The organism is Collimonas sp. OK307, from assembly GCF_900113705.1.
GTDB lineage: Bacteria > Pseudomonadota > Gammaproteobacteria > Burkholderiales > Burkholderiaceae_D > Collimonas.
The window spans coordinates 197,048-222,020 of the sequence record NZ_FOQI01000006.1; the positions used below are offsets into that span (position 1 = coordinate 197,048).

The 24,973-nt window shown below is 56.9% G+C and carries 23 protein-coding genes; 7 read left to right on the forward strand and 16 right to left on the reverse strand.

The annotated features are described in order from the left end of the window. Positions 1 to 6: 6 nt before the first annotated feature. Complete coding sequence (locus tag BM205_RS10530; protein WP_092414446.1) at positions 7 to 708, forward strand: ATP-binding cassette domain-containing protein; 702 nt, start codon at positions 7 to 9, stop codon at positions 706 to 708. A gap of 50 nt (positions 709 to 758) precedes the next feature. On the opposite strand, the gene BM205_RS10535 is transcribed toward BM205_RS10530, so the two are convergent. The 6 genes from BM205_RS10535 to BM205_RS10560 form a co-directional block, all read right to left on the reverse strand. Then, positions 759 to 1,847 carry a porin gene (locus tag BM205_RS10535; RefSeq protein ID WP_092414447.1) on the reverse strand — a complete coding sequence of 363 codons (1,089 nt, stop codon included), beginning with the start codon at positions 1,845 to 1,847 and terminating at the stop codon, positions 759 to 761. Between the two features lie 201 nt (positions 1,848 to 2,048). Next, positions 2,049 to 3,125 carry a 4-hydroxyphenylpyruvate dioxygenase gene (hppD, locus tag BM205_RS10540; RefSeq protein WP_092414448.1) on the reverse strand — a complete coding sequence of 359 codons (1,077 nt, stop codon included), beginning with the start codon at positions 3,123 to 3,125 and terminating at the stop codon, positions 2,049 to 2,051. 45 nt (positions 3,126 to 3,170) lie between these two features. Next, positions 3,171 to 4,433 (reverse strand): Glu/Leu/Phe/Val dehydrogenase dimerization domain-containing protein, encoded by a 1,263-nt coding sequence (locus BM205_RS10545; RefSeq protein ID WP_092414449.1) that lies wholly within the window; start codon positions 4,431 to 4,433, stop codon positions 3,171 to 3,173. Positions 4,434 to 4,475: 42 nt separating this feature from the next. Continuing rightward, complete coding sequence (locus tag BM205_RS10550; protein ID WP_092414450.1) at positions 4,476 to 5,270, reverse strand: ABC transporter ATP-binding protein; 795 nt, start codon at positions 5,268 to 5,270, stop codon at positions 4,476 to 4,478. Then, positions 5,270 to 6,217 (reverse strand): ABC transporter permease, encoded by a 948-nt coding sequence (locus BM205_RS10555; protein ID WP_092414451.1) that lies wholly within the window; start codon positions 6,215 to 6,217, stop codon positions 5,270 to 5,272. The genes BM205_RS10550 and BM205_RS10555 overlap by 1 nt, the downstream gene beginning before the upstream one ends. A gap of 163 nt (positions 6,218 to 6,380) precedes the next feature. Further along, positions 6,381 to 7,358 carry an ABC transporter substrate-binding protein gene (locus BM205_RS10560; RefSeq protein WP_092414452.1) on the reverse strand — a complete coding sequence of 326 codons (978 nt, stop codon included), beginning with the start codon at positions 7,356 to 7,358 and terminating at the stop codon, positions 6,381 to 6,383. Between the two features lie 203 nt (positions 7,359 to 7,561). On the opposite strand from BM205_RS10560, the gene BM205_RS10565 reads away from it, so the two are divergent. Beyond that, positions 7,562 to 8,038 carry an Lrp/AsnC family transcriptional regulator gene (locus BM205_RS10565; protein ID WP_092414453.1) on the forward strand — a complete coding sequence of 159 codons (477 nt, stop codon included), beginning with the start codon at positions 7,562 to 7,564 and terminating at the stop codon, positions 8,036 to 8,038. 91 nt (positions 8,039 to 8,129) lie between these two features. Here BM205_RS10565 and aceA read toward each other — a convergent pair whose 3' ends face one another. From aceA to BM205_RS10595, 5 genes are all read right to left on the reverse strand, one after another. Further along, on the reverse strand, positions 8,130 to 9,425 hold the full coding sequence (gene aceA, locus BM205_RS10570; RefSeq protein WP_092414454.1) for an isocitrate lyase: 1,296 nt from the start codon (positions 9,423 to 9,425) through the stop codon (positions 8,130 to 8,132). A 291-nt stretch (positions 9,426 to 9,716) separates the two neighbouring features. Further along, positions 9,717 to 12,086, reverse strand: a complete 2,370-nt coding sequence (locus tag BM205_RS10575; protein WP_092414455.1) for a TonB-dependent receptor — start codon at positions 12,084 to 12,086, stop codon at positions 9,717 to 9,719. A gap of 170 nt (positions 12,087 to 12,256) precedes the next feature. Further along, entirely contained in the window at positions 12,257 to 12,592 is a 336-nt protein-coding gene (locus BM205_RS10580; RefSeq protein WP_092414456.1) for a hypothetical protein, read from the reverse strand. A gap of 356 nt (positions 12,593 to 12,948) precedes the next feature. Continuing rightward, on the reverse strand, positions 12,949 to 13,737 hold the full coding sequence (locus BM205_RS10590; protein ID WP_139227238.1) for a hypothetical protein: 789 nt from the start codon (positions 13,735 to 13,737) through the stop codon (positions 12,949 to 12,951). Positions 13,738 to 13,801: 64 nt separating this feature from the next. Next, a complete protein-coding gene (locus BM205_RS10595) occupies positions 13,802 to 14,014 on the reverse strand; it encodes a hypothetical protein (RefSeq protein ID WP_092414459.1) in 213 nt (70 codons plus the stop codon). Between the two features lie 192 nt (positions 14,015 to 14,206). Here BM205_RS10595 and BM205_RS10600 point away from each other — a divergent pair, with 192 nt between their 5' ends. The 4 genes from BM205_RS10600 (at position 14,207) to BM205_RS10615 (ending at position 17,495) form a co-directional block, all read left to right on the forward strand. Further along, complete coding sequence (locus tag BM205_RS10600; protein WP_371326477.1) at positions 14,207 to 15,265, forward strand: methionine ABC transporter ATP-binding protein; 1,059 nt, start codon at positions 14,207 to 14,209, stop codon at positions 15,263 to 15,265. Continuing rightward, positions 15,265 to 15,924 (forward strand): methionine ABC transporter permease, encoded by a 660-nt coding sequence (locus BM205_RS10605; protein ID WP_092414460.1) that lies wholly within the window; start codon positions 15,265 to 15,267, stop codon positions 15,922 to 15,924. The genes BM205_RS10600 and BM205_RS10605 overlap by 1 nt, the downstream gene beginning before the upstream one ends. Positions 15,925 to 15,964: 40 nt before the next feature. After that, the gene (locus BM205_RS10610) at positions 15,965 to 16,780 is read left to right on the forward strand and encodes a MetQ/NlpA family ABC transporter substrate-binding protein (RefSeq protein WP_092414461.1); all 816 of its coding nucleotides are present in this window, start codon (positions 15,965 to 15,967) and stop codon (positions 16,778 to 16,780) included. Between the two features lie 136 nt (positions 16,781 to 16,916). Next, positions 16,917 to 17,495, forward strand: a complete 579-nt coding sequence (locus BM205_RS10615) for an ATP-dependent Clp protease proteolytic subunit (RefSeq protein ID WP_092414462.1) — start codon at positions 16,917 to 16,919, stop codon at positions 17,493 to 17,495. A 114-nt stretch (positions 17,496 to 17,609) separates the two neighbouring features. Here the strand turns inward: BM205_RS10615 and metE are convergent, their stop codons facing one another. Further along, the gene (gene metE / locus BM205_RS10620) at positions 17,610 to 19,898 is read right to left on the reverse strand and encodes a 5-methyltetrahydropteroyltriglutamate--homocysteine S-methyltransferase (protein WP_092414463.1); all 2,289 of its coding nucleotides are present in this window, start codon (positions 19,896 to 19,898) and stop codon (positions 17,610 to 17,612) included. Positions 19,899 to 20,036: 138 nt separating this feature from the next. Between metE and BM205_RS10625 the strand changes: the two genes are divergently transcribed. Next, entirely contained in the window at positions 20,037 to 20,957 is a 921-nt protein-coding gene (locus BM205_RS10625; protein WP_092414464.1) for a LysR family transcriptional regulator, read from the forward strand. 21 nt (positions 20,958 to 20,978) lie between these two features. Here BM205_RS10625 and BM205_RS10630 read toward each other — a convergent pair whose 3' ends face one another. From BM205_RS10630 to BM205_RS10645, 4 genes are all read right to left on the reverse strand, one after another. Then, the gene (locus BM205_RS10630; RefSeq protein WP_175511235.1) at positions 20,979 to 21,578 is read right to left on the reverse strand and encodes a CVNH domain-containing protein; all 600 of its coding nucleotides are present in this window, start codon (positions 21,576 to 21,578) and stop codon (positions 20,979 to 20,981) included. An 83-nt stretch (positions 21,579 to 21,661) separates the two neighbouring features. Beyond that, a complete protein-coding gene (locus BM205_RS10635) occupies positions 21,662 to 22,186 on the reverse strand; it encodes a tetratricopeptide repeat protein (RefSeq protein WP_092414507.1) in 525 nt (174 codons plus the stop codon). Between the two features lie 8 nt (positions 22,187 to 22,194). Then, a complete protein-coding gene (locus BM205_RS10640) occupies positions 22,195 to 23,394 on the reverse strand; it encodes a trans-sulfuration enzyme family protein (RefSeq protein ID WP_175511236.1) in 1,200 nt (399 codons plus the stop codon). Further along, positions 23,391 to 24,791, reverse strand: a complete 1,401-nt coding sequence (locus tag BM205_RS10645) for a pyridoxal-phosphate dependent enzyme (protein ID WP_092414466.1) — start codon at positions 24,789 to 24,791, stop codon at positions 23,391 to 23,393. Before BM205_RS10645 ends, BM205_RS10640 begins: the two co-directional genes overlap by 4 nt. Positions 24,792 to 24,973: the final 182 nt, after the last annotated feature.

The window sequence follows — 24,973 nt, forward strand, 5'->3', positions numbered from 1 at the left end:
TTTCCCATGACCATTGAAATCCGCATCAGCAAACATTTGCAAGCCGATGACCGTGGCTTCAATCTCGACATCGCCTTGCATACCGCAAGTAACCGTGTGGTGCTATACGGCCCCTCGGGCGCCGGCAAGAGCCTGACCCTGCAGGCCATTGCCGGCTTGCTGACGCCAGACAAAGGCCTGATACGCCTCAAGCAAAACATCTTATTCGATAGCGTGGCCGGCATTTGCCTGCCGCCGCAACAGCGCAAGGTAGCCTATCTGTTCCAGGACTATGCGCTGTTTCCGCACCTCACCGTAGCCCAGAACGTGGCTTTCGGTTTACGCTCGGGCAGCTTTAATCTGCGCCATCCGCATGATCATCCGTCAGTAAAGAAATGGCTGGCCTCATTCGAATTGAGCGCTGCCGCCAACAGCTATCCGCATCAGTTGTCGGGCGGCCAGCGGCAACGCGTGGCGCTGGCCAGGGCATTGGTGCTGGAGCCGGATATCCTGTTGCTGGACGAGCCGTTTTCCGCGCTGGATCTGAGTTTGCGCGACAGGATGCGGCGCGAATTGTCCGAGCTGCAAAAGCAGTTGAACGTGCCAATGATGGTGATCACCCACGACCCTGCCGACCTGGCCTTGCTGGGTGATGAAATATTCGAGATCCGTGACGGCATGATCGCGCCAGCGTCAACAGTAGCGCCAGCGCCGTTCGCCAAGGCGTAAAAAAAGCGCAGCCGAAGCTGCGCTTTTTTGTGATTGCCTGATTTCTTTACTTAGAAAATGTGACGGATACCAACGGCGACGCCAGTCACGTTGTCCCTGCCAACCAGTTCCGACAAAGCTGCGTTCTTAGCCTTGTTGTAATCCACCGTACCGTACACCTGGGTCCGCTTGGACAAAGCATATTCCGCAACGCCGACCAGCGCGTAACGTGTGCCGTCACCCAGGTTACCCAAGGTGGCGACCGTGACGTTCTTGCTCTTGTCATAGTAGCCGGCTGCGGTCAGCGACCAGGCTGGAGTTGCCTGGAACGTCGCACCCAGGAAGTAAGCATTGTCCTTGCGCTCGACACCGGCGATGCCGCCGTTGATGGCAGCTGCGCTATTGGAAACACCGAAATATGCAGGGGTGGTGCCAGTGCTGTCCTTGATCCGATAGTAGCCGCCGAACAGTTTGGCCGCGCCCAGGGTGTAGGTAAGGCTCAGGTTATAGGCTGTGTCTTTCCAGTCCGAATTGACCGCACTGACAGTTTGCTGAAAGCCGCCGCCAATGGCAAACGGGCCGGCGGTATAAGCCAGCGTACCACCGATCTGGCTGCCCCGCTTGACCGATCCAGCCTGCTCGCCCGCAGCATAGCTCACACCGGCAGCAAGGCCGCCGAAGGTGCCGTAGTACTTGAGCATGTTCGAATTGCGAACCAGGGTCGCACCAGCCGGCATCCAGGAATTCTGGTCGTAATTGCCGACGGTCAGCGGATCGAAATGGTCGGCCATCAAATCAAACAGCGGAGTTTGCTGACGTCCGATCGTGACCGTTCCGAAAGTGCCGCTCAGGCCAACGTAGGATTGACGGCTGAACAAGACACCAGGGCTGGACATGCCGCCGGTATCGGAATTGAAGCCATTCTCGAGACGGAAAACCGCTTTCAGGCCACCGCCCAGATCTTCAGTGCCTTTGAAGCCGATACGGCTGTTCGAGATCGCGCCGTTCGTAACTACGAAGTTATGCTGTCCGGCCGCGTTATCGCTGCTGAGATAGCGGATGCTGGTATCGACAATACCGTAGATGGTGACATTGGTTTGCGCCATTGCGCCACCGCTGACCAGCCCCGCCGCAGCCAATAACAAAGTGATTTTTTTCATGCACGTCTCCATAGGTTAAACATTTTTAGATTTTTTTTCGATTGCAAAGGCCACATATTGCTACGCCGCTTAAGCCATCGCTTTACCGCCACTGCTACAACATCGCGCTGCCACTTCAGCGCTGCCGGGGATAAAGCTGAACGGACATCATATCAGCACAACTTTCCCCCAAAACAAGTTGTTGTAAAAACCCCACTAGGTTTATTCCGATTTCAAGACGCCACGGCGTATCTGATCGCGCTCGATCGACTCAAACAGCGCCTTGAAATTGCCTTCGCCGAAGCCTTCATCGCCTTTACGCTGGATAAATTCGAAAAACACCGGGCCCAGGGTGGTCGCCGAAAATATCTGCAACAGCAGGCGTTGGCCCTGGTCGTCCGAGACGCCATCCAGCAGGATGCCGCGCGCTTGCAGTTCACCGGCCGGTTCGCCATGGCCAGGCAAACGCCCTTCCAGCATCTCGTAATAGGTTGCCGGTGGCGCCGTCATGAACGGCGTGCCCATTTTTTTCAAGGCGTCCCAGGTTTTAATCAGGTTGTCTGTTTGCAAAGCAATATGCTGGATCCCCTCGCCATTGAACTGCATCAGGAACTCTTCGATCTGGCCAGAACCCTTGGACGACTCTTCATTTAAGGGAATTCTTATCTTGCCGTCCGGTGCGCTCATCGCCTTGGATGTCAGCCCGGTGTATTCGCCCTTGATGTCGAAATAGCGGACTTCGCGGAAATTGAACAGTCGCTCGTAAAAGGCGGCCCAGTGCGCCATCCGGCCGCGATATACATTGTGGGTCAGATGGTCGATGGTTTTCAGGCCGGCGCCGACCGGATTGCGCTCGACACCCTCGATGAATTCAAAATCGATGTCATAGATCGATTTGCCCGGAGTAAAACGATCGATCAGATACAGCGGCGCGCCGCCGATGCCCTTGATCGCCGGCAAACGCAGTTCCATCACGCCTGTATTGATCTCCATCGGCTCGGCGCCACGCTCCAGCGCGCGCTGGTACGCCAGGTGCGCATCATTGACACGGAACGCCATGCCGCACGCAGACGGGCCATGTTCTTTGGCAAAATAATATGCCGGGCTTTTCGGCTCGTAGTTGATGATGAAATTGATATCGCCCTGGCGATACAGCGTCACGTCCTTGGAGCGATGACGGGCCACCTTGACGAAGCCCATGGCTTCGAACGCTGGCTCCAGCACGTTAGGCATTGGTGAAGCGAACTCGACGAATTCAAAGCCGCACAGGCCCATAGGGTTTTCAAACAGATCGGACATGGTGTACTCCTGCAAATAAAGTCTGGTGGACTGGGTCGAAACGGATCAGCTGCGGGTAGCGGCCGACTCCGATATTTCTGGCGTAATCAGTTGTTGCAAGGCGATTTCAAAAGCCACTTTTGCAATGCCCGTATGGCTGGTGGAATGGCTGTGGCATTTTTCAAGTGCAGCGGCCACCGTCGCCGAGACGTCGCCGAAAATGGCTTCATCCGATATCTCGACCTGGCTTTGCATCAGGAAAGCGAAGGCGCGCGCCATGCCGCAATTGGCGACAAAATCCGGTATCACGGCGACGCGGTTGTCGGCATGCTCATAGATCGGGCCGTAGAATATGTCGCTGTCGGCAAACGGTACGTTGGCGCCACTGGAAACCACTTCGAGACCGTTGGCGATCAACTGGTCCACCTGCTCCTGCCTGACCAGGCGTGAGCCGGCGCACGGCAGGAAGATGTCGGCGCCGACGCTCCAGATCGCCGCATTGCAAGCCTCGAACGACAGCATGTTCTCGGCGATCAGCTGATTCCCCTGCTTGGCCAGGAACAAGGCATGCACTTCTTCATGGCTGTAGCCATCGGCATTGATCAGGCCGCCATTGCGGTCAATGATGCCGACCACGCGCGCACCGGCCTTGGACAGGTAATACGCGGCAGTAGAACCGACATTCCCCCAGCCCTGCACGATTACGCGCTTGCCTTCTACGCTACCGCCATACAGCCGGTAGTAATGCAACACGGATTCGGCTACGCCCCAGCCGGTGATCAGGTCTGCCACCAGATATTTGCGGCTGGCAGCCGGCGTGTAGCGCACGTCTTCCACCACCTTGGCCACGCCCATGCGCAACTGCCCTACTTTCTGGATCCGCTCACTGTCGCTAGGCTGGAAATGACCATTTACGATTCCTTCCTGCGGGTGCCACAAGCCATAACTTTCAGTCATCGGAATCACTTCATGGACTTCGTCGACGTTCAGGTCGCCGCCGGTGCCGTAATAGGTTTTCAGCAAAGGCGTCACTGCCTTGTACCAGCGGCGCAGCACGCCGTCCTTGCGTGGATCGGCAGGATCGAAATCAATGCCCGATTTAGCGCCGCCGATAGCCGGGCCGGAGACGGTGAATTTGACTTCCATGGTCTTCGCCAGCGATTCGACTTCGCGCCGGTCCAACCCGCTGCGCATGCGGGTACCGCCGCCGGCAGCGCCGCCGCGCAGGGAATTGATGACGATCCATCCGCGCGCCGGGGTCTCCGCGTCATGCCATTCAAAGACGATTTCGGGCGCTTTGCTTTCAAACGCATTGAGTAAAGCCTTCATACTTCTCCTTGGTATATCTGTGGCGATAACAACGCCGCGTATTTAACCGAGCAACAACTTGTCGTCATCGATTTTTTCGCCGCGCGTGGTTTCAAACATGCGCAGCAGATCCGGAACATCCAGCCCGCACCGCTGTTCGCCATGCACGTCCAGGATCACTTTCCCTTCGTGCAGCATCACCGTGCGCGTGCCGTAATCGAGTGCCTGCCGCATGCTGTGCGTCACCATCATTGCCGTCAGCTGGCTGGATTCGACGATCTTGGCGGTCAGCGCCAGGATGAAGGCCGCAGTTTTCGGATCCAGCGCGGCGGTATGTTCATCCAGCAGCAAGATGCGCGACGGTTGCAACGAAGCCATCAACAGGCTGACTGCCTGACGCTGGCCGCCGGACAGCAAACCCATGCGATCGGACAGACGGTTTTCCAGCCCCAGGCCGAGAATGCTGAGCTTTTCCCGGAACAGTTCGCGCATGGAACGGTTCAAGGAGAAACGCAGACCGCGCTTCGAGCCACGCTTCCATGCCAGAGCCATGTTTTCTTCAATCGTCAGGCTCTCGCAGGTACCCGCCATCGGATCCTGGAACACCCGCGCCACCAGATCGGCACGCTGCCAGCTGGTCCGCCGGGTAGCATCGGTGCCATCAATCGTGATGCTGCCGCTATCCACCATCAGGTCGCCGCAGACCGCATTCAACATGGTCGACTTGCCGGCGCCGTTGGAACCGATTACGGTGACAAACTGCCCCGACGGAATCTCTAATGAAAGTCCGCGCAACACCTTGTTTTCGATAGGCGTGCCGGGATTGAAAGTAATTTCCAGATTATTCAGCTGCAACATCAGTTTTCCCCTTCCCGGGTGGCCGGCACGATACTGCCGCCAGAAGGTTTGAGCTTCCCATTGCCGCACAAGCGGCCGAAGCTGCGCTTGAAGTTAGGTATCAGCAGTGCGAAGCCGACCAGCAATGCCGTCACCAGATTCAGGTCCTGCGCCTTGAGGCCGATAAAATCCATATCCAGCGCCAGCGCAATGAAGAAGCGGTACAGCACGGCGCCGAAGATACACGCCGCGGTAGTAATCACCAGGCTGCGCGCCGGCACCACTGTTTCGCCGATGATCACCGCCGCCAGTCCGATCACGATGGTGCCGATACCCATCGAAATATCGGCGCCGCCCTGTGTCTGTACATACAGCGCACCAGCCAGCGCCACCAGCGCATTCGAGATAGCCAGGCCCCAGACGGTCTGGCGGTTGGTAGAAATACCTTGGGCGCGCGCCATGCGCGCATTGGCGCCGGTGGCACGCATCGAGAGTCCGGTCTCGGACGCAAAAAAGGCATCCAGCAAGATCTTGGCAATCAGTACGATCACCACCATCACCAACGGCTGTACCCAATAATCAGGCAAATCGCCGATGCGAATCATGCTGAACACCGTCGGCTCGCTGATCAGCGCCACGTTAGGTTTGCCCATGATGCGCAGGTTGACTGAGTACAAAGCAATCATCACCAGGATACTGGCCAGCAATTGCATGATCTTGAGATACACGTTCAGACAGGCGGTCACGCAGCCAGCCAGTCCGCCGGCCAGCAGCGCGACGAAGGTGGCGAGAAAGGGATTCCAGCCGGAGACAATCAAGGTTGCGGCAACTGCGCCGCCGAGGGGAAAACTGCCGTCGACCGTCAGGTCGGGAAAATTGACGACACGGAAAGACAAGAACACGCCTAGCGCGACCAGGCCGAAAATCAGGCCGATCTCGATGGCGCCAAGCGAAGCGATGAGCGACATATACTTCCTTTACTTCAATAAGCTACAGAACCGCCTCGCCAATGGCCGCGACAGCCAGGCCGGCAGGCCGTTGGCGAGGCGGTTCACCAACAAAACAAATCACCGGCAATACAGCGCCAGAAATACGACGGGCAGATGGCCGCGACAGCCATCCGCGCACATCTTATTGTTCGACCACCTTGGCCGACTTGATCAATTCGGGCGACAAGGTCACCCCCTGTTTCTTGGCAGCGTTAGGATTGACGTAGAGTTCAAATGTCGTACTGGTTTGCGAGGCGATCTTGCCGGCCGCTTCACCCTTCAGGATGCGCACCACGATCTTGCCGGTTTGACGGCCAAGATCGTAATAGTTCAAACCGATGGCTGCTGTCGCACCGCGCTTCACCGCGCCGGTATCGGCAGCGACGATAGGCAACTTGGCCTGTTCCGCAACCTTGACGATGCCTTCAAATGCCGACATGACATTGTTGTCGGTAGGTGCGTAAATCACGTCGGCTTTGCCGATCAGGCTCTGCGCAGCGCTAGGCACATCGATGGTGCGGGCAGCGGCGGCTTCGACCAGTGTCAGGTCGGTACCGGCCAGCAGTTTCTTGAGCGATTCGACGATCGATACCGAATTCGCTTCGCCCGGGCTGTAGATCACGCCGATGCGCTTGGCCTTAGGCACCACCTGGCGAATCAGATCGATCTGTTTGGCCAATGGCGACATGTCGGAAACACCGGTGACATTGGTGCCGGATGCATCCCAGCTCTTCACCAGTTTGGCAGCGACCGGATCGGTCACCGCGGCATACACGATAGGCACGGTCTTGGTGGCAGCCACCAGCGCCTGGGCTGACGGAGTGGCAATCGCCACCGCTACATCCGGCTGGCTACCCGCATACTTGCGGGCGATCTGCGACGCCGTAGCGTTGTTGCCTTGCGCGCTTTGGTATTCGAACTTCAGATTCTTGCCTGCCTCGTAGCCGGCGGCCTTCAACTCGTCCTTGACGCCATCGCGCACGGCGTCAAGCGCCGGATGTTCAACGATTGCGGTGACTACCACCGTTTTGTCGGCGGCATAGGCGGTGGAAGCGGATACGCCCGCCAGACTGAGCAACACTACAGATGCGATAGCGGAACGCAAGAAAGGAAATTTCATGACTTTGTCTCCAGATAAGTCAGTTTGGGTGCCGGGAATCGGCCTCTTTATTATATTGCAACAGAGGTTTTCTCTCTGCTGCGCCATATGTTATTTTGAAAAAAGTATAGCTTTTAACGTTGAAAATTGGTTTGCGAGTTGAGGCCGTTTTTCAATGGGTTATGAAATATAATTTCGTCACAAACCCATAAATCGAGAATAAATTGCACAAAATTGATATCGATCAAATCGATCGCAAAATGTTAACTTTTTTGCAGAAAAATGGTCGCGCATCCAACCTGGAGCTGGCGGAAGCCGTCAACTTATCAGCGCCGCAATGCCATCGCCGCCACCGCCGGCTGGAAGAAGTGGGCTTTATTGTCGGCTATGAGACCAGGCTGAGCCCCGCCAGTCTGGGCTTGAACGTAATTGCCTTCGTCCACGTATCGATGGAAAAAGGTCATATCAACGATTTGTCCGGATTCAGGACCGCCATCAACGAATGGCCGCAGATTCTGGAATGCTACTCGATTACCGGTGATTTTGATTATGTGCTGAAGGTCACCGCACACGATTTGAAAGAACTGTCTGATTTTCTGATGGAAAAGCTGATGCGCATGCGTGGCGTTAGCGGCGTCCGTTCCAGCGTCTGCCTGGATGAAATCAAATCAACCAACATGCTGCCGCTGCCTGCCGCCTAGCGTCGCGTCGGCCAAATGAAAAAGCCGCATCCTTGTGAGATGCGGCCTTTCAGGTTGTTGGCGAGATAATGCCAGTGACCTCTAAAACAGTTTAGGCAACCTTCGCTGCGAAGAATTGCTCATCTTCAGTAGAACCATGCAAAGCGGTAGTCGACGACTGGCCTTGCTGGATAGCCTGGGTCACTGCATCGAAATAACCGGTGCCGACTTCGCGTTGATGCTTGACCGCGGTAAAGCCCTTGTCGGCGGCAGCGAATTCGGCTTCTTGCAGTTCGACGAAAGCGGACATCTGGTTGCGTGCATAGCCGTGCGCCAGGTTGAACATCGAGTAGTTCAATGAATGGAAACCGGCCAGCGTGATGAACTGGAACTTGTAACCCATGGCGCCCAGTTCTTTCTGGAACTTGGCGATAGTTGCGTCGTCCAGGTTCTTTTTCCAGTTGAACGATGGCGAGCAGTTATACGCCAGCATCTTGCCTGGGAACTTGGCATGTACAGCTTCCGCGAATTTCTTGGCGAAAGCCAGGTCCGGCTTGCCGGTTTCACACCACACCAGATCGGCGTATGGCGAATACGCCAGTGCGCGCGAGATAGCCTGGTCGATACCCGGACGAGTCTTGTAAAAACCTTCGACTGTACGCTCGCCAGTCAGGAACGGCTTATCGTTTTCATCGACATCGGAAGTCAGCAAATCAGCTGCTTCGGCATCGGTACGAGCGATCACCAGAGTCGATGTGCCAGAAACATCAGCCGCCAGGCGCGCTGCGTTCAGCTTTTCGACCGCTTCGCGGGTTGGCACCAACACCTTGCCGCCCATGTGGCCGCACTTTTTGACGGATGCCAGCTGATCTTCGAAGTGCACACCGGCTGCGCCGGCATCGATCATCGATTTCATCAGTTCGTAGGCATTCAACACGCCGCCGAAACCAGCTTCTGCATCGGCCACGATAGGCGCGAAAAAGTCGATATCGTCTTTACCTTCCGACCATTGGATCTGGTCGGCGCGCTGGAAAGTATTGTTGATGCGCTTGACCACCAGCGGTACCGAATTAGCTGGATACAGCGATTGGTCAGGATACATTTCGCCGGCCAGGTTGGCGTCGCCGGCAACTTGCCAGCCCGACAGGTAGATCGCTTTCAAGCCTGCCTTGACCTGCTGCATCGCTTGATTGCCGGTCAATGCGCCGAGAGCGTTGACGAATGGTTCTTCGTGCAGCAGTGTCCACAGTTTGGCGGCGCCGCGTTTTGCCAGCGAATGTTCGATCTGTATCGAACCGCGCAAACGGACCACGTCTTCTGCCGAATAATTGCGGGTAACGCCTTTCCAGCGTGGGTTCTCGGCCCAGTCCTTGGCCAAGGCTGCTACTTGCTGTTCACGTGTAGTCATCGTCGCTCTCCTGTTAAAAACAAAAAGTAAAATCAAATCCGATGACTAAATAGTAGGCCTATCTGCGCGCAGCAACAATGTCTTATATAAGACATATAAGTATTTTTATTTCGTTTAAATTCAATGAGTTAACATTGATTTTTCGCGATGCGGAATAAAATTTCTGGGAGTGAAATGCGGAAATGGTGCTTCGCATTTTTGAATTTCATAATACGAAACGCAAATTCCGCATTATGAAATATTGCATTTAAAGACGGGGGCATCAACTCCCCGCCTTTCATTCAGAGCGATTTAGAACGATTTTGTCATCGACAGATAGAAACCACGCCGCTGCCCATACTGCGGTGCGCCGACGCCGATGCCGGAACCGTCACGTATCTCGTAGACCTTGTCGAACAGATTGATCACGCTTAAACGTGTGGTGAACTTGCCGATCGGACTATCGCTGAACACATGGCTCACTCCCAGGTTGACCTCGGTATATGCAGGCAGGTGATCGGTATTGGCGAAGCCGCTGCGCAAGCCGCTGCCGAACAACGCGTCCGCAGTCCATGTCGTGCCTTGCCACAGATAGGAGACGCCGGTCGATGCGGTGATGCTCTGGTCATGATCGAGATGCACCCAATTGTTGGCGATGTAATTGAGCTCCTCTTGCCCGAAGTTGTACTGGCTGGAAATGATGTTTTTACCCAGTGCAGTTGAGCGCGCCACATTCAGATAGGCGCCCAGATCGCCCTTGCGATAGTTGAGCGTCAGTTCCAGGCCGTAGACCTTGCCTTGTGCGTAGTTGAATGGCGTGTACAACAATGCCGATCCGAACTGTCCTTCATCCAGCAGGTTTTTCACCTTCTTGTAGTAACCGTCCAGCCCCAGCGTCAAATGCTGCGTCAGCTGATGATTGACGCCAAGATCGAAGTAATCCGAGCTTTCAGCCTGGACCGGACCGTTCTGGCTGCTAGGTGAGGCATTGGTGGTGCCGTTGAAGCTGGCGATGGTGCCGGACCCGATCAGCTCGCTGGCAGGCGGCGTGAAGTATTTGGCGTAACCGGCATGGAAGGTGGTCTGCGGCGTCATCTGATACACCACGCCGATGCGCGGACTGAACTGGCTGGCGGTGACATAGGCATTCACCCAGTCGGCGCGGGCGCCGTAGTTCACTGTCACTTTATCGCTCAGCTTCCATTCGTCTTGCAGGTACACGCCCGTCTGGTTGGTGGTCTTCTGATTGCTGTCGGCCAGCGAGATTGGCTGGGTAGACGTTTGCGCGCCGCTATCGTCCGCCGGGAAGGTCAGCGAATTGTCGCTGTTCTTCAAATTCTCGCGTGTGTAGTTGATGCCGGCGCGTATCGTATGGTTAGCGTTCAAACGGTAGCTGCCGTCAGCCTGCAAGCCGTTCGCCAGGCCGGTCCGCAATACCCGCGAGGCGACACCGGTGTACAAAAGATCACCGGTCTGGTCCGGTTCGAACAGCACTTTCGAGTAACGGCTGAATGCCGCCACCTGATAATCGATGTCCGAGCCGATTTTCCCCTGCAAGGCAAGAATCCCGTAGCGATTGGTTTCGCGTTGCCGTTCGTTCAGATTAGCTGACGGATAGTCGGTCACGCCGTCCAGCTGAAAACTCGGGGTCTGCCCTGCACTGTTCGGTATCTGGAAACGTCCATCCGAATTGCCCAGGATCAGGCTGACGCGCGTATCCGCATCAAGCAGATAGGAAAAATACCCGAACGCCTTGTTTTGCAAAGTCCGGTCATGCAAGGCGCTCGATGCGCCGGTAGGATTTTCGATACCGAGGTTGTTGGCTTCAAAGGAACCATTGATGTAATAGCTGAAGGAATCGGTGCTGCCGCTGACATCGCCGCTGACCTGGCGCGTGTTGTTGCTGCCGACCCGAACGCCGATATTGCCGCCATTGACCAGTTCGCCGTTCTTGGTATGAATATCGACGACACCTGCAGTCCGATAACCATATTGCGCCGGCAAGGCGCCGGTGAGGACGCTGACGCTGTCGACAAAGCGGGTATCCAAAGTCTGCCCGAAACCGGAAATACTTTCCGGCAAAATGATGCCGTTCAGCCGGTACTGCAAGTCGGCGTGGTCGCCCCGCACATGCAACTGGCCGAAGGAATCCTGCGCCACGCCGGGGGCACGCAGCAAGACTTCATTGAACGCAGTGTCCTCCCCTTGTGGCATGGCGGCGATTTCTTTACGGCCGATACGATAAATGCTACTGCCGGTTTCCACCTGGATCCCGTTCCGGGCGCGATCCAGCCGATCGGCTGTCACCACCACGGCACTGTCTGCCCTGACGGTGTTTGCCTGGCTGGCTTTCAACGTTATATCTGCGGTTGCGCCGGCCTCGTCAGCCACCGTCACCGTGCCGTTTTCGGATTGGAAGGACGGTTTGCCAACGCTGATGGCATAGCTGCCGGGAGCAATGTCGCTAAAGGCGAAGTGTCCTTGCTGATCGCTCTTGGTAGTGCCGACGGCCTTCCCGGTCGCGTCTTTCAAGGCGATGGTGGCGTCCGGTAAAGGATGGCCGAGTGCGTCATGGATGGCGCCGCTGATTTGTTTGGGGGCGGACTGCGCATAAGCTGCAGGAATAGCAAAGCCGTAGGCAAGCGCAATCAGGGCGCTCAGGCGCAACAGGCGTGTTTTCATTCTCAAACTCCAATAAGGGGAATAGCCCCGCGAATAACCCGACGCCGAGCTGCCGGGTTGTCATTTCCAGATCGGCGGTAAGCGCGGCAAAACGCGGCAACACGAACTGGAAATGACGCCCAGACAGCGTCAAGGCTGTCTCTGGTCAGAAATAATGGGATAACAGAAGGTCAGACATCGATGGTCGGCGGGGCTTGAGAATGCGGAATCAGGAAGTGTTTCTGCGCCGGTATAAAGGCGTAGGCCGGTTCGATCGCGGTGCGATACGCAAACACCAGGACCGGTGTCAGCACCGGTACCGGGATGGTTGGAACAGGAGACGGGAAATCGGCAGCCAGGTCGCAGCTGACACAGTCGGACGAAGTTTCGGCCAGGCTGTGATTATGAAATGCCATCCCGACCAGTTGCGTTACCAGGATCGCCAGTGCCAGCCATAGCGCGAACTGCTGCAAGCGCAGCTTGAAGCGGCGCCGGGCGTGGAAATGCGGTTCGACGATCAGCCGCATGCGAAGCTCGCTCGGCTACAGGGCACGGCACGCTCTTGCATATCTGCAGACGCGTCTGTCCCGCGCGCTAAGCGCAGCGATAACTTGACAGTAATGGTCTGAAGATACATGCGGTTTTGGCCTGGCTTATGTGGCTTATGTGGCTTATGTGGCTTATGTGGCTTATGTGGCTTATGTGGCTTATGTGGCTTATGTGGCTTATGTGGCTTAAGTGGTTTATTTGGCCGAAGAAAATCTATGGCGGCAAGCTGCAAGTGTAATCGCGAACCGGTATTGCTTGCAAGATAATTGCAACAGAGTTGCATAATTTTGTTGGCATTTAGTTGGCCGCGAGCCCGGACGACAACCAACCCTGCTTATGTGCTGGCGGCTGCAGCGGTAGCCGGAATATCAGCCACATCCATGTCGACCTTGATATATTCAATGTTCAATGTAATGGCCTCGCTGTAACGCAGCACGAAATAATCGCCGTCGACCCCGTAGAAGCGCGCCAGATCGTCTGCGACGGTGCTGCTATCTTCCTTATCGGCGACCAGCGGCCGCCGCATCACCTGCGACAAGATGAGACGATCCAGGCTGCCGCTGGCATCGACAAAAAAATCATCGAGGATGCCGGTAAACAATACCGCCTGTCCGGCCACATTCACAATCGCAGATACGGCAATCAGGTCGGGTTGCTGATCCTGGTCGAAATCGGCGCCAGTCAGCAGGTAATACCAGGGTGCCTGGTTAAAGCGTAGCCAGGGAACGAACCAGCCGGCGCCGGAGCGGTCCAGCCGAAAGCGGGTGATGGCGAGCCGAAAACAATTGGGCACGACCCAGGCGCCGGCATACAAACTCAGGAAATAAGCGCATATCCAGGAAAATTGCCGGGCAATCCCCTGAATCGCCCTGGCCTGGCTGGCGGGATCGGATGACAACAGTTCCAGCAACAATAGCGGCTGCAGCACATGCCCGAATAACACCGCAGCCCCGAGCAACCACAAAGGGTGGAAAACGCAGTTCCACAGCATCGCCTCGGTGACAATCTGTCCGAACGGAGAATAATCAAGGGAAATACGCTCCGCCCGCTTAAATCGGGAACGGGCAATAAAACCGGGGAGTAACAGCAGGAAGACGATTAAAGCAGGGAGCGCTACATTCATCGGCCAGGCTCTGGTTCTGGTTCTGGTTCTGGTTCTGGTTCTGCGGCCAGGTTCGTCATTCCGCTCAGGCGGCCTTGGGAACGACTTTGATACGGTACTGGACAGTCCCCTCTTGCGCAGAATGCAAGCTGATCACGTCTTCGTCATTGGAGACCGCGGTGGCTGTAGTGGATAGCGACGATTTGGAATTCTTGCTGGCCAAATAGGCGCGCAACTGCAGCGTCGCGCTAGGGTCAGCGAGAATTCTTTTGGCCAATTCGCTCTGGAGTGCTTTCATAGTGAGTCCACTATGCCATAAAAAAACATCTTTTGCATGATGTCATTCCACCAGCTTCATCCCGGCATCTTCATGCAACGGAAGCATGGTTCAACAGCACGTTTGTTATATACAAATAACTATATATAACTTTGGTGTATATAGGACCGCTGATAAGATTGCATGCCTGACTGAACACTGTGAAACAAACCCGTGATTCGTATCGAGCACCTGCATAAAACCTATCCGCTGGAACGCACAGCAAGACCAGCCGCCGCCGGCACTCCCGCCGCAGCATTATCCGACATCAACCTGCATATCAGGAAGGGCGAAATCTTCGGCATCATCGGCCGCTCCGGCGCCGGCAAAAGCACCTTGATCCGCACCCTCAACATGCTGGAGCGCCCATCCAGCGGAAAAATATCGATCGAGGGTGAAGACATCACTGCGCTGGACAATAACGGCCTGCATCGGCTGCGCCAGCGGATCGGCATGATTTTCCAGCATTTCAACCTGCTCAACGCCAAAACCGTGGCCGCCAATATCGACTGGCCGCTGAAGATTACCGGCAAGTACACACAGCAGGAACGCGCTGCCAGGGTAACCGAATTGCTCGACCTGGTCGGCCTGAGCGAACACCGTGACAAGTATCCGGCGCAATTGTCGGGTGGCCAGAAGCAGCGCGTCGGTATCGCCCGCGCATTGGCCAACACGCCGCACCTGCTGCTATGCGACGAAGCCACCTCAGCGCTCGATCCGGAAACCACGCAAGCGATCCTGCGCCTGCTGCTCGATATCAATCGCAAGCTGGGCCTGACGATTGTGCTGATTACCCATGAGATGCAGGTCATCCGCAATATCTGCGACCGGGTTGCAGTGATCGAGGCCGGCCGCATCGTGGAAGCCGGCGATGTCGCCGAAGTATTCCTCCATCCGCAGCACGCGGTCACCCGAAGCATGGTTGCTGAAAGCGCGCCGACAATATTTTCGGCCGAGACCGCAGTGCAGCCCTCTGCCTTAGCCGGCATCACCCAGCTGCGCGGATTGCTGGTGCGCCTGACCTATGTCGGCGACATCACCTACCAGCCGATCCTGAGCAGCATCGCAGCCGCCACGCCGGCGCTGATCACCATCCTGCAAGGCACCATCGCCCGCATCAAGGACACGCCATACGGCCAGCTGCTGGTGGAATTGCGCGGCGAACCGGCCGACGTGGCGCAGGTTTTCGCCACCCTGGATCAACACAATATTCGACATGAGGTGCTTACATAATGGACTTCTCTCTCATCGACTGGGGCGACATCTGGCAAGCCACCTGGGAAACCCTGGCCATGACCGGTTTTTCCTTGTTGTTCACGATATTGCTCGGCCTGCCGCTCGGGATCCTGCTGTTCATCACCGGCAAACGCCAGTTGCTCGAACAGCGCGGCATCTACCGGGTGCTGTCGCTGGTCGTCAACGTGTTGCGTTCAGTGCCGTTCCTGATTTTGCTGATCGTGATGATTCCGGTCACGGTGATACTGGTCGGTACTTCGCTCGGCGTACAGGGTGCGATTCCGCCACTGGTGCTGGGTACTGCGCCCTTCTTCGCACGTCTGGTGGAAAACGTGCTGCGTGAAATCGACCGCGGCGTGGTGGAAGCATGCCAGGCCATGGGCGCCGACAAGCGCCAGATCATCTTCGGTGCGCTGTTGCCGGAAGCCCTGCCCGGCCTGATCGCTGCCACCACCGTCACGGCAATTGCATTGATGTCGTACGCCGCCATGTCCGGCGTGATCGGCGGTGGCGGCCTGGGTGACCTGGCGATCCGTTTCGGTTACCAGCGCTTCCAGACTGAAGTCATGGTCACCACGGTTGCCGTGCTGGTGGTGCTGGTGCAGGTACTGCAGTTTTCCGGCGATCGGCTGGTCCAGCATTTCACACGTAAATAAGTCAGTTGTTTGTATTTTTAAAATCCAAAAGGGAGTGAATATGTCACAAAAATTATCACGCAAGTTTTCGTTATCGCTGGGACTGGCTGCAGCCGCGTTTTCGACCTTCAGCCTGATCGCTCCGGCGCAAGCTGCCGACAAGCTGGTGATCGCCGCGACACCGGTACCGCACGCCGAAATCCTGGAATTCGTCAAACCGATCCTGGCCAAGGAAGGCGTCGATCTGCAGGTCAAGGTATTCACCGACTACGTCCAGCCGGCGGTGCAGACCAACGAGAAACGGGTCGACGGAAATTTCTTCCTGCATCTGCCCTACCTGAACGAATTCAAGAAAAATCACAAGAACGATGTCGAAGTAGTCGTTACCAAGGTGCACGTCGAGCCGTTCGCCGGTTATTCAACCAAGTACAAGAAGCTGGCCGACTTGCCGGACGGCGCAACGGTCGCCATCCCGAACGACCCATCCAACTCTGGCCGCGCCCTGCTGTTGCTGTCACGTCAAGGGCTGTTGAAACTCAAAGATCCAGGCAATATCTCGGCCACACAAAAAGACATCATCGAAAATCCAAAACACTTGAAGTTCAAGGAACTTGAAGCGGCGACCTTGCCGCGCGTGCTGAACCAGGTCGACCTGGCCCTGATCAACACCAACTATGCGATCGAAGCCAAGCTCAATCCAGTCAAGGATTCGCTGTTTATCGAAGATGCCAATTCGCCTTACGCCAACTTGCTGATTGCCCGTCCGGACAACAAGGACAGCGCTGCAGTGAAGAAACTGGCGGTGGCATTGAATTCGCCGGAAGTGAAGAAATTCATTGAAGAAAAATACAAAGGCGCGGTGGTGCCTGCGTTTTAATTGATGCAGATGGAATAGGCGATCGGCCAGGATCGCCCATAACCGCCCATAAAAAAACCCCTCGCGATTTGCGAGGGGTTTTTGGTTTACACTGGCGATCTGACGATTCACAAAACATCGACCTTAGAGGCATATCATGGAAGAAAAAGTAGAAGCAAACCCATCTCAGCGCGATGCATTCCTTGAAGAAAAAGCATTTAAATCACGTACCGTGCTGGTCTTCGGCCAAATTAACGATACGCTTGCGCGGGATGTTGTCAGGCAGCTGATAGCCCTGTCCGGCGAATCCCAGGCACCGATCAATCTCCTGGTTTGCTCACCCGGCGGTCATGTCGAATCGGGCGACGTAATCCATGACGTCATTCGTTTTATCGATGCACCGGTCAACATGATCGGCAGCGGCTGGGTTGGCAGCGCGGCAGTCAATGTCTTCCTGGCAGTGCCTAAAGAACGTCGCTTCTGCTTGCAAAACACGCGCTTCCTGATTCATCAGCCAAGCGGTGGTGTCGGTGGCCAGGCTTCCGATATCGCGATCCAGGCGCGTGAGATTATTCGCGTACGCGAACGCATCGGCGCCTTGATCGCTAAAGAAACCGGGCAGAAACCGGAAAAGGTGATGGCTGACATCGACCGCGATTACTGGATGTCGGCGCCAGAGGCGATTGAGTACGGCCTGGTGTCGAAATCAATCGTGAGCTCCAAAGAGCTTTCGTAACTCCAGACCATGATCGGTTCCAATAAAACTGAAACCTGATCTGGCGCGCAATGAACAAAGGGGGGCAAGTAACACTTGCTCCCCTTTTTATGCCCTTGCCGATGTACCGCTTTATTATGCCGCCTTACGCTCCTGCGCCACACTCTCACGCAGGCGCTTGGCTGCCAGCACCATGTTCTCCAGCGCCTCGTAAGTTTCAGGCCAGCCGCGTGTCTTCAGGCCGCAATCCGGATTGACCCATAAGCGCGCATCGGGAATCACGCCGCGCGCCTTGTGCAACAAACGCTCCATCTCATCGACTTGCGGCACCCGCGGCGAATGGATGTCGTAGACGCCCGGACCGATATCGTTCGGGTAAGCGAACTGCCCGAAACCATCTAGCAATTCCATATCCGAACGCGAAGTCTCGATAGTGATGACGTCAGCGTCCATCGCTGCGATCCATGGCAGGATGTCGTTGAATTCCGAATAACACATGTGGGTGTGGATCTGGGTTTCGTCGCCGACGCCGGCAGCGCTGATCTTGAACGCCCGCACTGCCCAGTCCAGGTAATGCGGCCAGTCGCGTGATTTCAACGGCAAGCCCTCGCGGAAAGCCGGTTCGTCGATCTGGATCATGCCGATGTTGGCCTTTTCCAGGTCGCATACTTCGTCGCGCAAAGCCAGGGCGATCTGCAGCGCGGTGGTTTCACGCGGTTGGTCGTCGCGCACGAAAGACCATTGCAACATGGTCACCGGACCGGTCAGCATGCCCTTCATCGGCTTGGCTGTCAGGGACTGGGCAAACTGGCTCCAGCCCACGGTCATCGCTTCCGGACGATACACGTCGCCATAAATGATCGGCGGTTTGACGCAGCGCGAACCGTAGCTTTGCACCCAGCCGTTGGCGGTAAAGGTGTAACCCCACAATTGCTCGCCGAAATATTCAACCATGTCGTTACGCTCCGGCTCGCCATGCACCAGCACGTCGAGACCAAGCTGTTCCTGCTTCTCCACCACGACGCGGATTTCTTCGCGCATCTTGTCGAGGTAGTCCAGGTGACCGATTTCACCGCGTTTGTAGGCGGCACGCGCCTGGCGGATTTCCGCAGTCTGCGGGAAAGAGCCGATGGTGGTGGTCGGGAAAGCCGGCAATTGCCATTTGGCTTGCTGCTTGGCGATGCGCTCGGCAAAACCGGCAGAGCGTTCGGCATCAGCCGCGGTCACAGCCGCCAGGCGCTTTTGCACCAGCGGATTATGGATGCGGCTAGAGCTGCGGCGGCTGGCCTGGGCCGCACGCGAAGCGACGAATTGCGCTTCCACTTCGGTCGCCTTGCCATTCAATGCCAGCTTGAGGGTGACGATTTCAGCCAGTTTCTGGGTCGCGAACGCCAGCCAGCTTTTCAATTCGTCGTCGAGCTTGGTTTCGTTAGCCAAATCCACAGGCACGTGTAGCAATGAGCAGCTTGAAGCCACCCACAATCTGTCGCCCAGCTGCGCCTGCAATGGTTTGAGTTTGGTCAATACCTGATCCAGGTCGGTACGCCACAGGTTGCGGCCATCGACCACACCCAGCGACAGCACCTTGTCTTGCGGCCAGCCGGCAGCGATCTGCTCCAGCTGGTCGGCGCCGCGCACCAGATCCAGATGGACACCGGCGACCGGCAGCGAGCGCAGCAATTCAGCATGTTCGCTGACCTCACCGAAATACGTGGTCAGCAGCAATGCCGGCGCAGTGCCTGACAATTGCGCATAGGCAGGAGCAAAGGCGGCACGCCAGGCAGCGTCCAGTTCCAGCGCCAGGATCGGCTCATCGATCTGTACCGATTCGATGCCGGCAAGCTGCAAACGCTGCAGCAATTGCTGATAACCGGCCAGCACCTTGGGCAACAGATCCAGCTTGTGCGCGATGCCCGACTTGATCTTGCCTTGATACAGCAACGTCAACGGACCGACCAGCGCTACTTTTACGCGATGGCCGAGCGCACGTGCTTCGGCAATCTCATCGTGCAGCCAGTCGACGCCGCCATCGAACTGCACATCGGCGCTCCACTCCGGCACCAGATAGTGATAGTTGGTATCGAACCACTTGGTCATTTCCATCGCGAAGTGATGCTTGCTGCCGCGCGCCAGGGTGAAATAATCGGCCAGCGTCAACTGTTTCGGATCGAAGCCGAAGCGACTTGGAATCGCCCCCAGCAAAGCCAGCGTACCCAGCACCTGGTCGTACCAGGCAAAGTCGCCGACTGTCACGAAATCAAGGCCGGCATCGGCCTGGGCCTGCCAGTGACGGGCGCGCAGCGTGGCACCGGTGGCTCGCAATGCGGCTTCATCGGAAGCACCCTTCCAGAACGACTCCTGGGCAAACTTCAGTTCGCGGTGAGCGCCGATGCGCGGAAACCCTAATACGTGTGCCAATGCCATCTTTATCTCCGTAAAAAACAAATTCAATGACTCGCATGTTGGGGCAACCTGGATTATGATTCAAACGATAAATATTAAGAATCAACTTGAATTTTACTCATACACAGCATTTTAATTATTATTTAAGCAACTAACACCATGCAATCCATCCTGGAATTACGTCATCTGAAAACCCTGCACGCCCTGCGCGAAGCCGGTAACCTGCTGCGCGCGGCGACGCTGCTTAACGTTACCCAGTCGGCGCTGTCGCATCAGATCAAGCAGTTGGAAGATCATCACGGCACCACGCTGTTTGAACGCAAATCGGTACCGGTGCGGTTTACCCCGGCCGGCGAACGCTTGCTGAAACTGGCGGATGCGGTATTGCCGCAAGTGGCGGAAAGCGAGCGCGACCTGGTGCGGCTGGCGCAAGGCGTGGCCGGCCAGTTGCGGATTGCGGTGGAGTGCCATACCTGTTTCGACTGGCTGATGCCGGCCATGGATATCTTCCGCAAGCGCTGGCCGGAAGTGGAGCTGGATATCGTCTCGGGCTTCCAGGCGGACCCGGTCGGGCTGCTATATGAGCATCGTGCCGATGTTGCAATCGTGGCTGAAGTCGATCTTGACGAAAAGGTGGATTACCACGCCTTGTTCAGCTTTGAAATCGTCGCGCTGGTGGCGCACGATCATCCGCTGGCAAGCAAGGAATATCTGGTTGCGGAGGATTTTGCCGGCGACACGCTGATTACCTATCCGGTGCCGGATGACATGCTCGATGTAGTACGCCAGGTGTTGAAGCCGGCCGGCGTCCAGACCGCGCGCCGCACCACTGAATTGACAGTGGCGATGCTGCAGCTGGTGGCCAGCCGCCGCGGCATCGCTACCTTGCCGATCTGGGCTGCGCAGAATTATCTGACGCGCGACTATGTGCTGGCCAAGAGAATCACCGCTGGCGGCCTGACCGGGCGGTTATATGCGGCTTGCCTGCCGGAGATGTCGCAGCAATCGTATCTGGCCGACTTTGTCAGCACCACGCGCGAAAGCTGCTACGTCAACCTGCTGAGCGTGGAACTGCTCTGATTGCTACGGCTGCGGCCGGGACTACCGATCACATTGCAGGTAGCCGTTTATATTACTAAAGCTGCCGCTTCTGCAGGAGCGCAGGGAGATTGAAGAGCGTACCCTGCGGTTGTCGCTGCCGCCGCAGGTTGCTTCCAGCACACCGCCGCGTATCCCGATATCCGAGCAAGACTGGATGTAGCTCCCTGGCGGCAAGTCTCTGTTGGAACCGCCGTAGTTGTTGCCACCCCCGCCCATGCACTGCAGGTTGCCGTTGATGTTTTCAAAACTGCCGCTGCGGCAAGAAGACAGGGGAATCGCCGTCCTTCTTCCGCCATTGTCGCCTCCGCAAGTAGCTTCGAGCATGCCGCGCCGTACCACAATATCGCGGCAAGAATCGCGATAGCTTCCCGGGGGCGTCCAATTACTATCGCCATACCGGTCGTCGTATCGGTCGTCGCGACGATCACCGTACGAAGGACGGTCGTCGTCATATCCGCCATAAGCGACGACAGTTGGCGCATTGCCATAGCTGCCGGAAGCGGCAGGTGAATAGCCGCTATAGCCACTATCGTAAGCACCTGCGGCACAGGCGGTAAACATGCCGCAGCCAATGATGGCAAGCATGGATTTGATTGTCATTTTTATCTCCATTTAACGAAGCATTTAGTATGCTTTAATTATACTTCGACAAAACAGGGATTTCTCTTACGATTTCCTGGCGCTCAGGACCAGCTGGAAACCAAGGCGGTGCTCTTGAGAATTTCAGCGGCGTTTGCCGCCACCGAACGACTGTAGCGAGACAAATGCGGCGCCAGCGTACCCAGCGCCAGGCAAGCGGCTTCCGTCGCTCTTCCCTGCAACAGATAAGTCAGGGCCAGCACGGCCCGCGTTTCATCGTATAAGGCGGTACCATAACCAGCTTCTGTGTAACGCCGAAGTTGAGCGGCAAGCAGCTGCTCACTCTCTTCCAGCCGCCCCAGCAGACGCAAAGTACTGCCGAGCTGGATGGAGGCACGGGCCTGGCGAAAAGGATCGAGACCTTTGCTCGCCAAGGCGGCCCGATACAGCGGTTCCGCCGCCGATTCCAGCCCCGCTGTATCGCGCGCGCAGGCACGCTCGAACAAAGCCACGGCATCCTCCGCCGGCCGCTCTGCCGCCAGCGCATCGATACCGCTGACCAGCGCCGTCGGAGAAATCGCTTCGACCTGCTGCCATAGCGCGGCTACACGTGCTTCCCAATCTTGCATGGCGCCGCTCATGCTTTCATGGCTGCCAAGGCATTCTGCAGATCGTTTTTCAGGTCGGTAATATTTTCAACGCCGACCGATAACCTGACCAGCGAATCGCTGATCCCGAGCTTGGCCCGATGCTCTGCCGGAATGGTGGCGTGGGTCATGATGGCGGGATGTTCGATCAGGCTTTCTACGCCGCCCAGGCTTTCTGCCAGCGCGAAGATCTTGCAATGCTCCAGGAAACGTTTGGCGCCCGCCAGGTCGCTGTTCAGCTCTACCGAGATGATGCCGCCATAACCCTGCATCTGGCGCTGCGCCAGTTCATGCTGCGGATGCGAAGCCAAACCCGGATAGTGGACCCGTTTAACCTCCGGCAGGCTTTCCAGCCAACCGGCCAGTTCCAGTCCATTTTCGCAATGACGCTCCACCCGCAGCGCCAGTGTCTTGACACCGCGCAGGGCCAGGAAGCTGTCGAACGGTCCGGCAATGGCGCCCACTGCATTTTGCAGGAACGCCAGGCGTTCGCGCCATTCCGCCTGGCGTGCTTCGCGGCCGACCACGGCAATGCCGCCGATGATGTCGGAATGGCCGTTCAGATATTTGGTGGTCGAATGCAGCACCACATCGAAACCGAAGGTGAGCGGACGCTGCACCATCGGACTGGCGAAAGTATTGTCGGCGACGGCAATGATGCCGCGCTCTCGGCAGATCTTGGCGATCGCGGCCAGGTCGGCCAGCTTCAGCATCGGATTGGTCGGCGTTTCGACCCAGACCATTTTGGTTTCCGGCCGGATCGCCGCCAGCACGTTGGCCGGATCAACCATGTCGACGAAACTGAACGATAAGCCGGCGCTGCGCCTGCGCACCTTGTCGAAGAGACGATAGGTGCCGCCGTATAAATCGTCACCGGCCACCACGTGGGCGCCGCTATCCAGCAATTCCAGCACGTTAGCCGCGGCTGCCATGCCGGAAGCGAAGGCAAAACCCTGGGCGCCCTCCTCCAGGTCGGCGACGCAGCGCTCCAGCGCCCAGCGTGTCGGATTGTGGGAGCGGCCGTAATCGAGCCCCTTGTTGACACCAGGGCTTTGCTGCACGAATGTCGAGGTGGCGTAGATCGGCGGCATGATGGCGCCGGTAGTCGGATCGGGAGCTTGCCCGGCATGAATCACGCGGGTGGCGAAATGCATATCGGACGGATGCTCGGCATCGTTGCTGATGGTCATGACAGACTCCTTCGAAGATGGTTGAGCAGATCGAAACGGGTAATCAAACCGTAGAAGCCGTCGCCGTCGGCAATGATGGCGACCAGGCCACGGGCTAGCGTACTGCGTAGCGCATCGACACCTGCGGTCGGCGCCAGTTTTTCTATCGCACTGGTCATGGTGCTGCTTACCGGATCGCTGAAATGGGCGGCATCGGCGGCGACTTTCAGCAGGACGTCGGATTCATCGATAATCCCGATCACATGCTGGCCCCGCCCTTGCTCCTCCGCCTCCGCCTCCATCACCGGCAATTGTGAAACCTCTGCGCTGCGCATGCGGTTAAATGCCGTCATCAAGGTATCGCCAGGCGCCACGCTGATGACGCTGCCCTCGTCGTAACGACGGCCGATGATGTCGCGCAAATCGCCCAGCAGTTCGCGCTTGAGCAAACCCTGGTCGTGCATCCAGTTGTCGTTGTACATCTTCGACAGGTAACGCGTGCCAGTATCGCAAACGATGGTTACAACGCGTTTTGGTTTGCTCTGCTCGCGGCAATAACGGAGCGCTGCCGCCACCAGGGTACCGGTTGACGAGCCACCCAGGATACCCTCCGCACGCACCAGTTCGCGGGCGCTGCTGAAACTTTCTTCATCGCTGATCGTATACGTGTGCCTGACGCCGGACAGATCGGCGATGGAGGGCACGAAATCCTCGCCGATTCCCTCGACCGCCCAGGAACCCGGCGTCGATTCTATCTTCCCGGTATTGACATATTCGGCCAGGATAGAACCTTTGGGATCGGCCAGGACAAACTCCAGCTCCGGCTGCGCCTTGCGGAAAAACCGCGTAAGGCCGGTAAGCGTGCCCGCCGAACCGACACCGCAGACGATAGCGTCAAGCCGGTGCCCGCATTGCTCCCAAATTTCGGGAGCCGTACTTTGTTCATGCGCCAGGGGATTGCTTGGATTGTTGAATTGATCGGCATAGAAAGCACCCGGCATTTCACGCGCCAGGCGCGCTGCGTAATCCTGGTAGTACTCGGGATGGCCCTTGCCGACATCCGACCGCGTCATATGGACTTCGGCGCCGAGCGCTTTCAGATGCTGTATTTTCTCCACCGACATTTTGTCCGGCACCACCAGAATCACACGATAGCCCTTGGCGCAAGCAACCAGCGCCAGGCCCAGGCCGGTGTTGCCGGCGGTCGCCTCTATCACTATGCCGCCGGTTTGCAGACGGCCATCCTGTTCGGCCGCCTCGATCATGGACAGGCCGATACGGTCTTTGATAGAACCACCGGGATTTTGCGATTCCAGCTTGAGGAAAAGCTGGCAACAGCCGGTATCGAGCCGCGTCACTTCTATCAACGGCGTGTTGCCGATCAGGTCCAGCACTGCTGGACGGCTTGACAAGTTCATGAGCAGATCTTCCTGTTAGAAAATCGACAGCGCTTGCGCTGCCTGCTGCAAAAAATACGATCCGCCTATCTTATCAGTTCTTTACTGGAATATTTTGGTGCAGAAAATTCATGACAAACGCAAAAAAAAACAGGCCGGACGCAAACATCTCGTCCGGCCGGCATGACGCCGCTACTTCACAA

Bases quoted from the DNA above. Each gene is read 5' to 3' on its own strand.
- hppD (WP_092414448.1), bottom strand. From the start codon at position 3,125: ATGTCCGATCTGTTTGAAAACCCTATGGGCCTGTGCGGCTTTGAATTC.
- BM205_RS10590 (WP_139227238.1), bottom strand. From the start codon at position 13,737: ATGAATGTAGCGCTCCCTGCTTTAATCGTCTTCCTGCTGTTACTCCCC.
- BM205_RS10535 (WP_092414447.1), bottom strand. From the start codon at position 1,847: ATGAAAAAAATCACTTTGTTATTGGCTGCGGCGGGGCTGGTCAGCGGT.
- BM205_RS10610 (WP_092414461.1), top strand. From the start codon at position 15,965: ATGTCACAAAAATTATCACGCAAGTTTTCGTTATCGCTGGGACTGGCT.
- BM205_RS10640 (WP_175511236.1), bottom strand. From the start codon at position 23,394: ATGACCATCAGCAACGATGCCGAGCATCCGTCCGATATGCATTTCGCC.
- BM205_RS10625 (WP_092414464.1), top strand. From the start codon at position 20,037: ATGCAATCCATCCTGGAATTACGTCATCTGAAAACCCTGCACGCCCTG.
- BM205_RS10550 (WP_092414450.1), bottom strand. From the start codon at position 5,270: ATGTTGCAGCTGAATAATCTGGAAATTACTTTCAATCCCGGCACGCCT.
- BM205_RS10560 (WP_092414452.1), bottom strand. From the start codon at position 7,358: ATGAAATTTCCTTTCTTGCGTTCCGCTATCGCATCTGTAGTGTTGCTC.
- BM205_RS10615 (WP_092414462.1), top strand. From the start codon at position 16,917: ATGGAAGAAAAAGTAGAAGCAAACCCATCTCAGCGCGATGCATTCCTT.
- BM205_RS10580 (WP_092414456.1), bottom strand. From the start codon at position 12,592: ATGCGGCTGATCGTCGAACCGCATTTCCACGCCCGGCGCCGCTTCAAG.
- metE (WP_092414463.1), bottom strand. From the start codon at position 19,898: ATGGCATTGGCACACGTATTAGGGTTTCCGCGCATCGGCGCTCACCGC.
- BM205_RS10605 (WP_092414460.1), top strand. From the start codon at position 15,265: ATGGACTTCTCTCTCATCGACTGGGGCGACATCTGGCAAGCCACCTGG.
- BM205_RS10555 (WP_092414451.1), bottom strand. From the start codon at position 6,217: ATGTCGCTCATCGCTTCGCTTGGCGCCATCGAGATCGGCCTGATTTTC.
- aceA (WP_092414454.1), bottom strand. From the start codon at position 9,425: ATGACTACACGTGAACAGCAAGTAGCAGCCTTGGCCAAGGACTGGGCC.
- BM205_RS10630 (WP_175511235.1), bottom strand. From the start codon at position 21,578: ATGACAATCAAATCCATGCTTGCCATCATTGGCTGCGGCATGTTTACC.
- BM205_RS10545 (WP_092414449.1), bottom strand. From the start codon at position 4,433: ATGAAGGCTTTACTCAATGCGTTTGAAAGCAAAGCGCCCGAAATCGTC.
- BM205_RS10530 (WP_092414446.1), top strand. From the start codon at position 7: ATGACCATTGAAATCCGCATCAGCAAACATTTGCAAGCCGATGACCGT.
- BM205_RS10635 (WP_092414507.1), bottom strand. From the start codon at position 22,186: ATGCAAGATTGGGAAGCACGTGTAGCCGCGCTATGGCAGCAGGTCGAA.
- BM205_RS10645 (WP_092414466.1), bottom strand. From the start codon at position 24,791: ATGAACTTGTCAAGCCGTCCAGCAGTGCTGGACCTGATCGGCAACACG.
- BM205_RS10575 (WP_092414455.1), bottom strand. From the start codon at position 12,086: ATGAAAACACGCCTGTTGCGCCTGAGCGCCCTGATTGCGCTTGCCTAC.
- BM205_RS10595 (WP_092414459.1), bottom strand. From the start codon at position 14,014: ATGAAAGCACTCCAGAGCGAATTGGCCAAAAGAATTCTCGCTGACCCT.